At 72.0% G+C, this 14,067-nt stretch carries 12 protein-coding genes and 1 pseudogene; 8 read left to right on the forward strand and 5 right to left on the reverse strand.

Annotated elements, in window-relative coordinates:
* Positions 1-266 precede the first annotated feature (266 nt).
* Together rarD and ACGFQ9_RS38110 are read left to right on the forward strand one after the other, a co-directional pair.
* Positions 267-1,223 (forward strand): EamA family transporter RarD, encoded by a 957-nt coding sequence (gene rarD, locus ACGFQ9_RS38105; protein WP_393580472.1) that lies wholly within the window; start codon positions 267-269, stop codon positions 1,221-1,223.
* 189 nt (positions 1,224-1,412) lie between these two features.
* Complete coding sequence (locus ACGFQ9_RS38110) at positions 1,413-2,738, forward strand: M28 family metallopeptidase (protein WP_393580473.1); 1,326 nt, start codon at positions 1,413-1,415, stop codon at positions 2,736-2,738.
* On the opposite strand, the gene ACGFQ9_RS38115 is transcribed toward ACGFQ9_RS38110, so the two are convergent.
* The 4 genes from ACGFQ9_RS38115 to ACGFQ9_RS38130 form a co-directional block, all read right to left on the reverse strand.
* The gene (locus ACGFQ9_RS38115) at positions 2,728-3,162 is read right to left on the reverse strand and encodes a hypothetical protein (protein WP_393580475.1); all 435 of its coding nucleotides are present in this window, start codon (positions 3,160-3,162) and stop codon (positions 2,728-2,730) included. The genes ACGFQ9_RS38110 and ACGFQ9_RS38115 overlap by 11 nt on opposite strands.
* Complete coding sequence (locus ACGFQ9_RS38120; RefSeq protein ID WP_393580477.1) at positions 3,159-3,362, reverse strand: hypothetical protein; 204 nt, start codon at positions 3,360-3,362, stop codon at positions 3,159-3,161. The genes ACGFQ9_RS38115 and ACGFQ9_RS38120 overlap by 4 nt, the downstream gene beginning before the upstream one ends.
* 148 nt (positions 3,363-3,510) lie before the next feature.
* Entirely contained in the window at positions 3,511-4,707 is a 1,197-nt protein-coding gene (locus ACGFQ9_RS38125; RefSeq protein ID WP_393580478.1) for an outer membrane lipoprotein carrier protein LolA, read from the reverse strand.
* A gap of 179 nt (positions 4,708-4,886) precedes the next feature.
* Positions 4,887-5,897, reverse strand: a complete 1,011-nt coding sequence (locus ACGFQ9_RS38130) for a polyprenyl synthetase family protein (protein WP_393580479.1) — start codon at positions 5,895-5,897, stop codon at positions 4,887-4,889.
* A gap of 206 nt (positions 5,898-6,103) precedes the next feature.
* On the opposite strand from ACGFQ9_RS38130, the gene ACGFQ9_RS38135 reads away from it, so the two are divergent.
* Entirely contained in the window at positions 6,104-8,116 is a 2,013-nt protein-coding gene (locus tag ACGFQ9_RS38135) for a CocE/NonD family hydrolase (protein ID WP_393580480.1), read from the forward strand.
* 184 nt (positions 8,117-8,300) lie between these two features.
* On the opposite strand, the gene ACGFQ9_RS38140 is transcribed toward ACGFQ9_RS38135, so the two are convergent.
* A complete protein-coding gene (locus ACGFQ9_RS38140; protein WP_393580532.1) occupies positions 8,301-9,083 on the reverse strand; it encodes an HAD family hydrolase in 783 nt (260 codons plus the stop codon).
* 277 nt (positions 9,084-9,360) lie between these two features.
* Between ACGFQ9_RS38140 and fahA the strand changes: the two genes are divergently transcribed.
* The 5 genes and pseudogenes from fahA to ACGFQ9_RS38165 form a co-directional block, all read left to right on the forward strand.
* A complete protein-coding gene (gene fahA, locus ACGFQ9_RS38145) occupies positions 9,361-10,587 on the forward strand; it encodes a fumarylacetoacetase (protein WP_393580481.1) in 1,227 nt (408 codons plus the stop codon).
* A gap of 150 nt (positions 10,588-10,737) precedes the next feature.
* A complete protein-coding gene (locus ACGFQ9_RS38150) occupies positions 10,738-11,517 on the forward strand; it encodes a GntR family transcriptional regulator (RefSeq protein WP_393580483.1) in 780 nt (259 codons plus the stop codon).
* A 34-nt stretch (positions 11,518-11,551) separates the two neighbouring features.
* Entirely contained in the window at positions 11,552-11,779 is a 228-nt protein-coding gene (locus ACGFQ9_RS38155) for a ferredoxin family protein (protein WP_125741086.1), read from the forward strand.
* A 14-nt stretch (positions 11,780-11,793) separates the two neighbouring features.
* Positions 11,794-13,158, forward strand: a complete 1,365-nt coding sequence (locus tag ACGFQ9_RS38160; protein ID WP_393580485.1) for an ABC transporter substrate-binding protein — start codon at positions 11,794-11,796, stop codon at positions 13,156-13,158.
* Positions 13,155-14,030: pseudogene (locus tag ACGFQ9_RS38165) on the forward strand (ABC transporter permease); the annotation flags it as partial. The gene ACGFQ9_RS38160 and the pseudogene ACGFQ9_RS38165, both read left to right, overlap by 4 nt.
* Between the last annotated feature and the right edge of the window lie 37 nt (positions 14,031-14,067).

The following is a 14,067-nucleotide window of genomic DNA, read 5'->3' on the forward strand; positions in this document are numbered from 1 at the left end:
ACACCCAGATGGCCGACCAGCTCGACCACGCCATCGAACAGAACGGCAAGGGCGACCTCGGCCGCCTCCTCACCGGCAACGACACCTGGACCGTCATCGGCTGAACCGCCCGATCACGCCCCACGGGCCCGGAGCTCCCCTGAGCTCCGGGCCCGTTCCGTTGTCCGGCATGTGGGATGTCATGACTGTCACTGTCTACGGACATGACATATAACGCCCCCGGCGCTACGGTCGAGAGGTTGGCTTGAAGTAGCAGTGGAGGGCCCGTGAAGGCACAGAACGAACAGCGCACGGGTCTGCTCTACGGATTCGCCGCCTATGGCATGTGGGGGCTCGTCCCCCTCTTCTGGCCACTGCTCAAGCCCGCACAGGCCCTGGAGATCCTGGCCCACCGGATGGTGTGGTCGCTGGCCGTGGTGGTCGTGCTGCTGTGCGCGATGCGCCGCTGGGGCTGGATACGGGAGCTGCTGCGGCAGCCGCGGAAGCTCGCCCTGACCGCGCTCGCCGCCACCGTGATCACGGTGAACTGGGGCGTCTACATCTGGGCGGTGAACGCCGGCCATGTGGTGGAGGCCAGCCTCGGCTACTTCATCAATCCGCTGGTCAGCATAGGTATCGGAGTACTGCTGCTGGGCGAGCGGCTGCGGCCCGCACAGTGGGCGGCGGTCGGCATCGCCGTCGCCGCCGTGGTCGTGCTCGCCATCGGCTACGGCCGCCTGCCGTGGATCTCGCTGGTCCTGGCCTTCTCCTTCGGCACCTACGGCCTGATCAAGAAGAAGATCAACCTCGGTGGGGTGGAATCGCTGGCCGCCGAGACCGCCGTCCAGTTCCTGCCCGCCCTGGGCTATCTGCTGTGGCTGTCCACGCAGGACGAGCTGGCCTTTGGCCACGAGGGCACCGGGCACGCGGCCCTGCTGGCCGCCACCGGCCTGGTCACCGCGCTCCCGCTGGTCTGCTTCGGCGCCGCCGCCATCCGGGTCCCGCTGTCCACCCTCGGTCTGCTCCAGTACCTGGCGCCGGTGTTCCAGTTCGCGCTCGGGGTGCTCTACTTCCACGAGGCCATGCCGCCCGAGCGGTGGGCCGGCTTCGCCCTGGTGTGGGCCGCCCTGGCCCTGCTCACCTGGGACGCGCTGCGCGCCGCCCGGCGCGCCCGGGCCGGTCTGGCCGCGGCGCCGAAGGCGCCCGCGGGCAGCGCCCGGACCCCCGCCCGCGAACCGGCGTAACCACACACCGTCCGTCACCCGGCCGCCCGTACGCAACACGCGTACGGGCGGTCGTCCGTTTAGCGAACCCTTCTGACCGGATTACGCTCTTGACGCATTGTCATGTCCTCGCTGAACATCGGGCTCGCACAGACGTACCACCCCCGCACGTTCCGTTCCCATCCCCGTTCGGAATTCCGGAGCCCCCACATGAGTCTGTCCGTTCCGCGGCGCCCTGCCGTCCTCGCCGCCGTCGCCGCCCTCGCGGTCGGCGGGCTGGTCGCGGCCACCGCGCCCGCCGCCCTCGCCGTACCGACGGCGGTCACCGCCGCACCCACCCCGCCCGACATCCCCGTCGCCAACGTCAAGGCGCACCTCTCGCAGTTCTCGACCATCGCCGCGAACAACGGCGGCAACCGGGCCCACGGGCGGACCGGCTACAAGGCTTCCATCGATTACGTGAAGGCCAAGCTCGACGCGGCCGGCTACACCACCAGCCTGCAGACCTTCACGTACAACGGCGCCACCGGCTACAACCTGATCGCCGACTGGCCGGGCGGCGACCCCAACTCGATCCTGATGGCCGGGTCGCACCTGGACTCGGTGACCTCGGGCGCCGGCATCAACGACAACGGCTCGGGCTCCGCGGCGACCCTGGAGATCGCGCTCGCCGTCTCCCGCGCCCAGCTCCAGCCCACCAAGCACCTGCGGTTCGGCTGGTGGGGCGCGGAGGAACTGGGCCTGGTCGGCTCGAAGAACTACGTGAACAGCCTCTCCGCCACCGAGCGGGCCAAGTTCGCCGGCTACCTGAACTTCGACATGATCGGTTCACCGAACCCGGGCTACTTCGTCTACGACGACGACCCGACCATCGAGCAGACCTTCAAGAACTACTTCGCGGGCATCGGCGTCCCGACCGAGATCGAGACCGAGGGCGACGGGCGGTCCGACCACGCCTCGTTCAAGAACGTGGGCATCCCGGTCGGCGGCCTGTTCACCGGCGCCGGCAACACCAAGACCTCGGCCCAGGCCCAGAAGTGGGGCGGCACCGCCGGTCAGGCCTTCGACCGCTGCTACCACTCCTCCTGCGACACCACGGCGAACATCAACGACACCGCCCTGGACCGCAACAGCGACGCCGCGGCCTACGCGATCTGGAACCTGGGCGCCTCGACCCCGGTCCCGCCCGGCCCGTCCTTCGAGAACACGGCGGACGTGAACATCCCCGACTACCCGGCCGCCGCGGTGAACTCGCCGATCACGGTCTCGGGTGTCGCGGGCAACGCCCCGGCCACCACCAAGGTGGACGTGAACATCGTCCACACCTACCGCGGTGACCTGGTGGTCGACCTGGTCGCCCCGGACGGCACGGTCTACAACCTGCACAACCGCAGTGGCGGCAGTGCCGACAACCTCGTGCAGTCGTACACCGTCAACGCCTCCAGCGAGGTCGCGAACGGGGTCTGGAACCTCCGGGTGAAGGACGCGGCCGGACAGGACGTCGGCTACATCAACAGCTGGAAGATCACCTTCTGATCCCGGCCCCGCCGTCTTCGGAGCCGTCGCCGTGCAGGACCGGCGGCGGCTCCTGGATCCGGGCGCGCAGCTCCTCGGCGACCGCGGCGACGTCCGCCCGGCCCTTCTTGGCGGCCTCCACCAGATCCCCCAGCGCCTCCGGCGAGGGCAGCTGTTTGGCACCGGCCACCCGCAGGTACGAGCGGGTGGCCGCGGCGGCGTAGAACTCGTTCATCGGGGATTCGAGGGCGGGGCACACCGCGAGGGTGTGCAGGAAGGCGGCGGCCCGCCAGGCGGTGTCGGGGGCCGGCTGCTCGGGGACGAGCACCAGGTCGTTCTGGTGCCGGGCCACGGCGGCGGCGACCCCGGACGGATCCCAGACGGCCGGGTCGGACGGGAGATGGTGGGCCAGCGCGGTCCAGGCCCACTCCATGGTGATCTTCAATTGCCGAACCGCTCCTGGAAGTAGCCCCAGTGATCGGCGAACTCGTCGATGCCGGAAAGGAACCTCTTCCGGTCCTCGTCCAGTTCGCGCTCGGTGACCTCGGTGATCATCGCGGTGACCGTCGTGCCCAATGCCGCCGCTCGCGCCTTGAGACGGTCGTGGAACTCCTCGTCCAGGCGGATGGTGACGTGTCTCGACATGCCCTTCACCGTACAGCGGGCGCGCTGTACACAGAACGGAAACGGCGAAAGGGTGGCCCGGGACACAGGTCCCGGGCCACCCTCGTGCACAGGTGCGGCAGGCGCCGGCGCCGACTGCCCGCCGGCGCTGACTGCGTGCCGGCGTCAGCTACTTGTCGGCGTTGGCCGTCTTCACCAGCTGGTCCGAGGTGACCGCGCCGACGTAGACCTTCCCGTCGTCCGTAATCAGGGCGTTGACCAGACGCGTCGAGAAGACCCGGCCCTCACCGAACTTGCCGGTGACCTTGTCCCCGAGGGAGTTCATGAACTGCTTGGCCTCCTTCGGCGCGTTCTTGTCGTTCTCCAGCTCCTTGAGGCCCTGGCCGGCACCGGAGTCGATGCGCGCCACCGTGGCCCAGCCCTCGCCCAGCTCCTTCACATCGCCCTGGCCGCCGGCTCCACCGATCAGTCCCCCGAAACCCGGCAGGGACTCCAGGGCCTTGAACTCCTTGTCCGCGTCCTTGCCGTGCTCCGCCGCGCCCTCGGTCACCTTGGCGCCCTTGGGCGGGGTGAACTCGAAGGCGGAGGCAGCCGGCTTGGCGAACTCGACCTGGGTGAAGCCCGCGTCGACGATCGGCTTGCCGCCCTTGCTCGACAGCAGCTGGACGCGCAGCGGCACGCCGTTCTTCGCGTCGACCGCGATCTGGACCGAACCGACCGTGGAACCGGACTGCTTGGGCTTGAGCACCAGCTGGTAGGCGTCCCGCCCGGCCACCTGAGCGGTGTCACCGACGGTCACGGTGGTGGTGGGGCCGGCCGCCTTCAGGGCCTCCTCGGCCAGCTGCTTGGGGGTGGCGGGCAGCCGCTCGGCGGTCTTCCTCTCCTTCCCGGCGGGGCCGGCCTCCTCCGTCTTGTCGTGGAAGACCTCGTTGGACTTGCTGTCGTACCCCCACACGTCCTTGCCGTTGTGGACGAGGGTGTACTCGTCCTTCCCGTCCAGGAAGGTCACCTTCTGGCGGTCGGGGCCGTCCGCGGCCACCTTGAAGGTGTGCGTGCCGGCCGCCAGCTGCGCCAGCTTGTCCTCGGGGTTCGCCGAACCGCCGGTGACCCCGCCGCCGCCGAGCAGACCGCCGGCCAGCTTCGGCAGGCCGAGGTCCGTGGTGATCTTCGCGGTGCCGGACAGCTGCTCCACCTCCGAGGCGGCGATCTTCTCTATCAGCTGCTGTGCCGTGATCTCGGGCAGGTCGGGGCCGCCGGCGTTGGCGAAGGCGGGGACGAGCGCGACCGTCGCGCCGACCACGCCGAGCACCACAGCCGGTACGGCGTACCGAGCGGCCTTGCGGGAAGTCTTCACGTTCGCTGCCATGTCAGTTCCTGCCCTCTGTCCTGATCCGGTGCGGTTGATGGATCCATCTGACCAAACCGGACACGGGGTGCGCGTCAACCCCCGGAGCCAACTCCGTGTACGACCGCGGTATGACACGAAAGGGCCCCTCCTCCCCCAACCCGTAGGGGACGGAAGGGCCCTTTCAGGGACCTCGGGTACTACCCCGCGCGGTGGACCACCGCGTCGCACAGCTCCTCCAGCGCCGACTTCGCGAAGCAGTCGGGCAGCGGGGCCAGCGTGGCGCGGGCCTCCTCCGCGTAGCGCACGGTGTCCCGGCGCGCCTGCTCCAGCGCCGGGTGCACCCTGAGCCGGGCCAGGACCTCGGCGTGCCGGGCGTCGTCGGTGAGGTCGCCGTCGAGGAGGCGTACGAGTTCCAGGTCCTCCTCGCGGCCGTCCCGCGCGGCCGTCTCGCGCAGCCGCAGCACCGGCAGCGTCGGGATGCCCTCGCGCAGGTCGGTGCCGGGGGTCTTGCCCGACTCGTGCGTGTCGGAGGCGATGTCCAGGACGTCGTCGGCCAGCTGGAAGGCGGTGCCGAGGCGCTCGCCGTACTGCGTGAGGATGTCGACGACCGCCTCGTCGGCGCCGGCCATCAGCGCGCCGAAGCGGCACGAAACGGCGACCAGCGAGCCGGTCTTGCCGGCCATGACCTCCAGGTAGTGCTCGACCGGGTCCCGGCCGTCCCGCGGACCGGCGGTCTCCAGGATCTGCCCGGTGACGAGCCGCTCGAAGGCCTCGGCCTGGATGCGGACGGCCTCCGGGCCGAGGTCCGCCAGTATGTGCGAGGCGCGGGCGAAGAGGAAGTCACCCGTCAGGACGGCCACCGAGTTGCCCCAGCGCGTGTTGGCGCTGGGCACCCCGCGGCGCACGTCCGCCTCGTCCATCACGTCGTCGTGGTACAGCGTCGCCAGGTGGGTGAGCTCCACGACCACGGCGGAGGGCACGATCCCCGGCGCGTAGGGGTCCCCGAACCGGGCGGCCAGCATCACCAGCAGCGGCCGGAAGCGCTTGCCCCCGGCCTTCACCAGGTGCTGTGCGGCCTCGGTGATGAAGGGGACCTCGCTCTTGGTGGCCTCCAGCAGACCCGCCTCCACGGCGGCCAGTCCGGCCTGGACATCGGTCTCAAGAGCCTGGTCCCGCACGCTCAGTCCGAACGGCCCGACGACGGTCACGAGGGGTACTCCTGTCTGCTGACGACCACGGTGACGATCACCTGGATTGTCGATGTGTCGCTGCCTTCACTCAAGCCAGCGTATCCCGTCCATTTTCGATCACCGTGAGCGCCCGCCGGTCCACACCGTCCCGCCTTCCGGACACCACCCCAAGCACCCCGGTATGTTCTTCATGACTCGATTGGTATGGAGAGTACGTTTTGCCCATGAGCCGTACGACCATCCGCACCTCCTTCCCCCATGAGACGCGCCACGAGGACGTCCGGATCCCGATGCGGGACGGAGTGCGGCTGTACGCGCGGATCTGGCGGCCCGTCACCGACGCGCCCGTTCCCGCCCTGCTGGAGTACCTCCCCTACCGGCTCACCGACGGGACCGCCCCGCGCGACGCACAGCGCCACCCCTGGTACGCCGGCCACGGCTACGCCTCCGTACGGGTCGACGTGCGCGGCCACGGCAACAGCGGCGGCCGGCCCGGCGACGAGTACGACGCGCAGGAGCTCGCCGACGGGGTCACGGTGGTGGAGTGGCTGGCGGACCAGCCCTGGTGCACCGGCTCCGTCGGCATGTTCGGCGTCTCCTGGGGCGGCTTCAACTCGCTGCAGGTCGCGGCGCTGGCGCCCGAACCGCTCAAGGCCGTGGTCACGGTCTGCGCGAGCGACGACCGCTACGACAACGACGCGCACTACGCGGGCGGCTCGGTGCTCGCCTCGGAGACGCACGCGTGGGGCGCGGCGCTGCTGGCCCTCTCCGCACGCCCGCCGGACCCGCGGTACGCGGGCGAGGGCTGGCGGGACGCGTGGCTGTCCCGGCTGGAGGCGGTGGAGCCGCGGATCCACACCTGGCTGTCCCACCAGACCCGGGACGGCTATTGGAGGCACGGCAGCGTCTGCGAGGACTACGGGGCGGTCGGCGCGGCCGTGCTGGCGGTCGGCGGCTGGCACGACCCGTACCGGGACGCGGTGCTGCGGCTGGTGTCCGCGCTCCCCGCGGACCGGGTGCGGGGGGTGATCGGCCCGTGGTGCCACCAGTACCCGGACCGCGGACTGCCGCCGGGACCGGCGATCGGCTTCCTGCAGGAGACCCTGCGCTGGTGGGACCGCTGGCTGAAAGGGGCCTACACCGGGGTGATGGAGGAGCCGCTGCTCCGCTCCTGGATCAGCGGCTCGCACCCGCCGCGCACGGTGTACGAGGAGCTGCCGGGGCGCTGGGTCGCCGACCCGGGCTGGCCCTCGCCGAACGTGGAGCCCGTCGCGTACGCCCTCCAGGGCGCGCCGGTACCGGTCAGGTCGCCGCAGCACACGGGGCTGGACGCGGGGCGGTTCTGCCCGTTCGGCAACGAGGCGGACCTGCCGCCGGACCAGCGGGAGGAGGACGCGAAGTCGGCGTGTTTCGAGTTCCCCGTACCGGACGGCACGGCACTGGAGGTGCTGGGCCGGGCCTCGGTGACGGTCCGGCTGCGGATGGACGTCCCCTACGGCCAGATCCTCGCGCGGCTGTGCGACGTCGCGCCGGACGGGGCGTCGACGCTGGTCACGAGGGGGGCGCTCAACCTGTCGGCCCGGTCGGGCCGGGACCGGGCGGTGCCGTGGCCGACGGGCGCCTGGGAGACGGTCACCTTCGAGCTGAACGCCATCGGGCACGCGTTTCCGCCGGGCCACCGGATCCGGCTGGCGCTGTCCTCCGCGTACTGGCCGTGGATCTGGCCGCGGGCCGGCTCGGAGGCGGGATGGACGGTGGACCCGGCGGGCAGCGCGCTGACCCTGCCGGTGCGGAGCGCGTCGCCGGCGGATGCGGAGGTGTCCTTCGAGGGGCCGGAACAGGCGGAGCCGCTGGGCGTGTCGGCGCCGGTGACGCTGGACGAGCCGCGACCGGAGCGGCTCGTCGTACGGGACGTGGCGCGGGGGGTGTGGCGGCTGGAGGCGGACCCGCGGTACGGCGGCACGCGGGTGTACCCGGACGGGCTGGAGGCCGGGGAGGAGGTCCTGGACGTCTACGAGATCCAGGACGCGGACCCGCTGTCGGCGCGGGCGCGCTCGGACTGGCGGATCCGGCTGCACCGGCCGGAGGCGGGGTGGGACGTGCGGGTGGAGGTGCGGGCGGAGACCTCGTGCGACGAGGGCGGCTTCGTGACGTCGAACGAGCTGGTGTGCCGTGAGGGCGACGAGGTCGTCTTCCACCGCACCTGGGAACGCCGCCTCCCCCGCGCCGCGGGCTGACGCCCCGCACCGCCGTGTGGGCGGGCGTGCCACACCCCACCGCCGTGTGGGCAGGCGTGCCGCGTCGCCACCGGCCGTGTGGGCAGGCCTTCCGCGGAGCCGCGCCCCGGCCAGGGTGGGGCAGGGCCCTGCGGAACGTCTGCCCGCACCTTCGGCGGAGACGGGCCTGTGCCTCGGGGAGCCGTCAGGCGTAGAGGCGTTCCAGGACCACCGCGATGCCGTCCTCGTCGCAGGACAGGGTGACCTCGTCCGCCACCGCCTTGAGTTCGGTGTGGGAGTTGGCCATGGCCACGCCGTGCGCGGCCCACGCGAACATCGGGATGTCGTTCGGCATGTCACCGAAGGCGATCGTCCCGGCCGCCGGAACGCCCAGTTCCGCCGCTGCCAGCGCCAGGCCCGTCGCCTTGGAGACCCCCGGCGGCTGGAGCTCCACCGTGTGCTCTCCCGCCATCGTCACGTTGACCATGTGGCCCACCACGCCCCGCGCGATCCGGGTCAGTTCGTCGTCGTCCAGTTCGGGGTGCTGGAGCAGCACCTTGTTGATCGGCGCGGACCAGAGTTCGGCCCGGCGGCCCACCCGGACCGTCGCCAGGTGCGGATGCGGCATCCGGTAGCCCGGCGCCGTCAGCATCACCGCGTCGAGGCCGGCCCCGTTGACCGCCGCGTAGACCTCCCCGATCTCCGCCTCGATCTTGCCCAGGGCGACCTCCGCCAGCTCCCGGTCCATCTCGACGGAGTGAAGCATCCGGTCGCGCGCCGCGTCATACACCTGCGCGCCCTGCCCGCACACCGCGAGCCCCGCATATCCGAGCCCGTCCAGGACATGGCGTACCTGGGAGACCGGGCGCCCCGTCACCACGATGTGCCGGGCGCCCGCGGCGCGAGCCAGCGCGAGCGCGGCGTGCGAGCGGGGTGAGACGGTGTCCCCGGCGCAGAGCAGCGTTCCGTCCAGGTCCGTGGCGATCAGCGCGTACGGGGAGGCGTACCGGGAGGCGCTCGGAGCGGCACTCGGAGCGGCGTACGGAGCAGGGCGGGCTAAGGCGTGCGAAGAGGCGCGGGAGGCGTGCGAGGAGGCGTGAGGGAGGGCGCTTGTCACGGCGCCAAGGATAGGACCTCCTCGGACAAGTCCTACAAATAGCACTCGAATCCGCACTCCCGCAGCCCTCACCGGCCACGTAACGTGTCAACCCTCACTGTGTCACCCGGGACACCCCCGGACCGTGTGGAAAGCGAGGCAGCACCCCATGCCCCAGCAGAGCCCCCTCGACGTCCCCGAGGGCGATCCGTTCGGCCCGCACAACCTCCCGTACGGGGTGTTCAGCACCGCCGGGGAGCCCGGGCGGCGCCGCATCGGTGTGCGGATCGGCGGACACGTGCTCGACGCGGGCGCGGCCGCCCTCGCGCTCGGCTCCCCCTACGCCGCGCTGCTCGGGCACGCCTCCCTCAACCCGCTGCTGGCCGCCGGCCGCACCGCCTGGCACGACGTGCGCCGCGCGCTGACCGCCTGGGTCACCGACCCCGGCCACCGGCCCACCGTCGAGCCGCACCTCCTGCCGCTCGACACGGTGACCCTGCACCTGCCGTACGAGGTCGCCGACTACGTCGACTTCTACGCCAGCGAGCACCACGCCACCAACGTCGGGCGGATGTTCCGGCCCGACGGCGACCCGCTGACCCCCAACTGGAAGCACCTGCCGATCGGTTACCACGGCCGGTCCGGCACCGTCGTGGTGTCCGGCACCGACGTCGTGCGCCCCTCGGGCCAGCGCAAGGCCCCCGCCGACCCGGCGCCGGTCTTCGGCCCGAGCGTCAAGCTCGACATCGAGGCCGAGGTCGGCTTCGTCGTCGGCACCCCCTCCGAGCACGGCCGGCCCGTCCCCCTCGGCGAGTTCCGCGAGCACGTCTTCGGGCTGTTCCTGCTCAACGACTGGTCCGCCCGGGACATCCAGGCCTGGGAGTACGTGCCGCTCGGCCCGTTCCTCGGCAAGTCCTTCGCCACCTCGGTGTCCGCCTGGGTGACCCCGCTGGAGGCCCTGGACGCCGCCCGCGTCGCACCGCCCGCCCGGGACTTCCCGCTGCTCCCCTACCTCGACGACGCGGACGCCGACGAGCAGGGCGGCTTCGACCTGCGCATCACCGTGTCGATCAACGGGCAGGAGGTGGCCCACCCGCCGTTCTCCACCATGTACTGGACCGCCGCCCAGCAGCTCGCGCACATGACGGTCAACGGCGCCTCGCTGCGCACCGGCGACGTCTACGGCTCCGGCACCGTCTCCGGTCCGGAGACCGGCCAGCGGGGCTCCCTGCTGGAGCTGACCTGGAACGGCCGCGACGCCATCGAACTCGCCGAGGGCAAGCGCACCTTCCTGGAGGACGGCGACACCGTCACCCTCACCGCCTGGGCCCCGGGCCCGGACGGCACCAAGGTCGGCCTCGGCGAGGTCACCGGCCGCATCGTGGGCGCCCGCTAGTCCACACCCTGGGACAGCCCCCGTGGGCGGGGTGGCGGATCTTGCCACTCCGCCCCGGAACCCGCAGGTCAGAGCTGTTCACACCGTCCGCCGGGTGGCGCAATACTGCGGCAACACCACCACGGCCCGGCCACCGGTACGTTCCCTGCCATGCCAGCCGAACGCAGCCTCGACCACGCCGCGCGGCGGCGGCGACTGCGCGCGGACCGGGCGCGGCAGCTCGCCGACCTGCTGCGCCACCAGATCCTCTCGGGCGCCTTCCCCGGCGGGGTCCTCCCGCTGGAGAACACCCTCGCCGACGACTACCGGGCCAGCCGCAACACCGTCCGGCAGGCCCTGGACCTGCTGCGCGGCGAGCGGCTCGTCGAACGGCAGCCCGGCGTCGGCACCGTCGTCGTCTGCGAGAAGTACCCCCACGGCCTCGACCGCCTCCAGGGACTCGCCGAGACCCTGCACGAGCACGGCACCGTCAGCAACGAGGTCCGCACCGTGGGCCCGGTGCCGGCGCCCGCACCCGTGGCCCACCGCCTGGGCCTCCCCGAGCACACCGACGTGCTCTACGTCGAGCGGCTGCGCAGGCTGAACGGCCTGCCGCTGTCCCTCGACCTCACCTACGTCCCCATGGACCTCGGCACCGGACTCCTCGGCTGCGACCTGGAGAACACCGACCTCTTCCGGCTGCTGGAATCGCTCGCCGGACAGCCCCTCGGCCACGCCGACATCACCCTCGAAGCCGTCAACGCCGACGCGCACTCCGCCGCCGTGCTCCAGGCCCCCAGGGGCGCGGCCGTGCTGATGCTGGAGCGGCTGACCCACCTGCGCGACGGCCGGCCCGTCGACCTGGAGTTCATCCGCTTCCGCGGCGACCGCATCACCATGAGCGGCCTGCTCCACCGCTCGCTCCACCACTCGATCCACCACTCGCTCTGAGCTCCAAAGTCCCCCTCGCCTCCTGGAGACAGCCATGCCTCTGGTCCCCCAGCGCGCCGACGTGCCCGTGACCATCGACGAGTCCAAGTGCATCGACGGCTGCACCCTCTGCGTCGACATGTGTCCGCTCGACTCGCTCGCGATCCGCGAGGACAACGGCAAGGCGTACATGCACGTGGACGAGTGCTGGTACTGCGGCCCGTGCGCCGCGCGCTGTCCCACCGGCGCGGTGACCGTCAACATGCCCTACCTGCTCCGTTGAAAGGCCACCGTCCCATGCGTCGCAGTCACAGAGTCCTCGCCCCCGCCGTACCGGTCGCCCTCCTCCTCCCCCTGGCCACCGCCTGCGGCGGCGAGGACGGGAAGAACGGGGCGGGCGGCCCGTCGAAGACGGTCACGGTGACCGTCGGCTACCAGTCCAAGACCATCAACACCGTCACCGCCGGCACCCTGCTGCGCTCCCTGGGCTACTTCGAGGAGGAGCTGGCCGCGCGCGGCAAGCGGGAGGGGGTGACGTACAAGGTCGACTGGCAGGACTACGCGACCGGCGCCCCCATCACCGCCCAGATGACCGCCGGGAAGATCGACATCGGTTCGATGGGCGACTTCCCACTGCTGATCAACGCCGCCCGGGGCAAGGAGCTGAAGCAGCCGACCCGGCTGGTCTCGGTCACCGGCTACAACCTGCGCGGCGGCCTCAACACGGTGGTGACCGCACCCGACTCGACGCTGGAGTCGCTGGCCGGCCTGCGCGGCAAGAAGGTGTCGACCAGTGTCGGATCGGCCGCCGACGGGACGCTCGTACGGGCCCTGCAGCGCGCCGGGATCGACCCGGAGAAGGGCATCCAGAAACTCAACCAGCAGCCCAGTGTGGGCGCTTCGGCCCTGCAGGCGGGCAGCGTGGACGCCCTGTCCCAGTTCGTGGCCTGGCCCGGGCAGCTCGCGTACGAGGGCAGGGCGAAGCCCCTCTACGACGGGGCCGAGCTGAACCTGCCGACCTTCCACGGGGTCACCGTCCGGCAGAGGTTCGCCACCGAACGGCCCGGTGTGCTCGACGACTTCCTCAAGGCCCAGCAGCGCGCCACCGACCACCTGCGGGCGAAGCCGGTGGCGGCGGCCGAGTCGGTGGCGAAGGAGACCGGGCTGCCGGCGGAGGTGGTCTACCTCTACAACGGCGCGAACGGCATCGCCACCTTCGACCCGGCGCTGCGGCCCGAGCTCATCGCCGCGCTGAAGGAGGACGTGCCGGTGCTGAAGGCGGCCAAGCTGGTCCAGGACGTGGACGTGGACGCGTTCGTGGACCCGGAGCCGCTGAAGCGGGCCGCGGGCACCGCGTACCCGAAGGCGGCGGCACCGCGTGCGGAACTGTGGCTGAAGGGCCAGGACAGCACGCGGTCCTTCGACAGCCCGCGGGAGCTGCTGAAAGCGGCGAAGGCGGCGGGCGACGGCGTCCGGGCCGCATACGTCCCCGACGCCGTGACCGGCACGCTCTGGTACGCCGACAAGGCCGTGTGGGTCGCGGAGGGCACGGAACTGCGTGCCTTCGTCGCCCCGTCGACCGCGAAGGCGTACGCCGGACAGCACGCCGGAGCCCGGATCATCGGCCATGCCGAGGCCGTGGCCCTGGCGACGGCGTCATGACGGTCCGCACGGCACCCGGCCGGTGGCTGGTGCGCGCGGGATCACTGGCCACGGCCCTGGCCGTGTGGCAGGCCCTGACCTCGCTGGACGTCAACCTGTGGCTGCGGTTCGAGCAGTTCCCGACGGTCGGCGAGGTCGGCTCCGCCTTCGCCGACCGGCTGGGCACCGGCCCGTACTGGCAGGACCTGGAACACAGCCTGCGCCGGATCGTGATCGGCTTCTTCCTGGCCTCGGTGCTGGGAGTGGCGGCCGGCACGGCCATCGCCCGCTCCCGGTGGGCCGCGGACCTGCTGGGACCGATCGTGGAGGTGCTGCGCCCGGTCCCGGCGATCGCCCTCGTGCCGGTGGCCATCCTGCTCCTCCCCACGAACGAGCAGGGCATCGTCTTCATCACCTGCGCGGCCGCCTTCTTCCCGGTGCTGGTGTCGACCCGGCACGCGGTGCGGGCGCTGAGCCCGGTGTGGGAGGAGGCGGTCCTGACGATGGGCGGCGGCCGGACCCGGGTGCTGCTGTCGGTGGTGCTGCCGGGCGCGCTGCCGGGCGTCTTCGGCGGACTGTCGGTGGGCATCGGCGTCTCGTGGATCTGCGTCATCTCCGCCGAGATGATCTCGGGCGAGTACGGGGTCGGCTACCGGACCTGGCAGGACTACACGGTGGTGGACTACCCGGGGGTGTTCGTCGGCATGGTGACCATCGGCGCGCTGGGCTGGCTGACCTCCACGGCCGTGGAGGCCCTGGGCCGCCGCCTCACCGCCTGGCTCCCCCGTCCCGCATCAGGTGCCCCTTCGGCCCGGCCGCGCCGCCGCCCCGCCCGCCGGCGCGCAGCGGGGACCGGGCACCCGGCGCAGCCCCGCCCTGCCGAGCGGGCCCCGGCAGCCACCGCTCCGGAGACCGGCCGTCGGCCGGCGG

This window comes from Streptomyces sp. NPDC048603 (genome assembly GCF_043199475.1).
GTDB lineage: Bacteria > Actinomycetota > Actinomycetes > Streptomycetales > Streptomycetaceae > Streptomyces.

Excerpts from the sequence above, each read along its gene's own strand:
- ACGFQ9_RS38110 (WP_393580473.1), top strand. The coding sequence starts at position 1,413 with ATGAGTCTGTCCGTTCCGCGGCGCCCTGCCGTCCTCGCCGCCGTCGCC.
- ACGFQ9_RS38120 (WP_393580477.1), bottom strand. The coding sequence starts at position 3,362 with ATGTCGAGACACGTCACCATCCGCCTGGACGAGGAGTTCCACGACCGT.
- ACGFQ9_RS38125 (WP_393580478.1), bottom strand. The coding sequence starts at position 4,707 with ATGGCAGCGAACGTGAAGACTTCCCGCAAGGCCGCTCGGTACGCCGTA.
- ACGFQ9_RS38135 (WP_393580480.1), top strand. The coding sequence starts at position 6,104 with ATGAGCCGTACGACCATCCGCACCTCCTTCCCCCATGAGACGCGCCAC.
- fahA (WP_393580481.1), top strand. The coding sequence starts at position 9,361 with ATGCCCCAGCAGAGCCCCCTCGACGTCCCCGAGGGCGATCCGTTCGGC.
- ACGFQ9_RS38150 (WP_393580483.1), top strand. The coding sequence starts at position 10,738 with ATGCCAGCCGAACGCAGCCTCGACCACGCCGCGCGGCGGCGGCGACTG.
- ACGFQ9_RS38155 (WP_125741086.1), top strand. The coding sequence starts at position 11,552 with ATGCCTCTGGTCCCCCAGCGCGCCGACGTGCCCGTGACCATCGACGAG.
- ACGFQ9_RS38160 (WP_393580485.1), top strand. The coding sequence starts at position 11,794 with ATGCGTCGCAGTCACAGAGTCCTCGCCCCCGCCGTACCGGTCGCCCTC.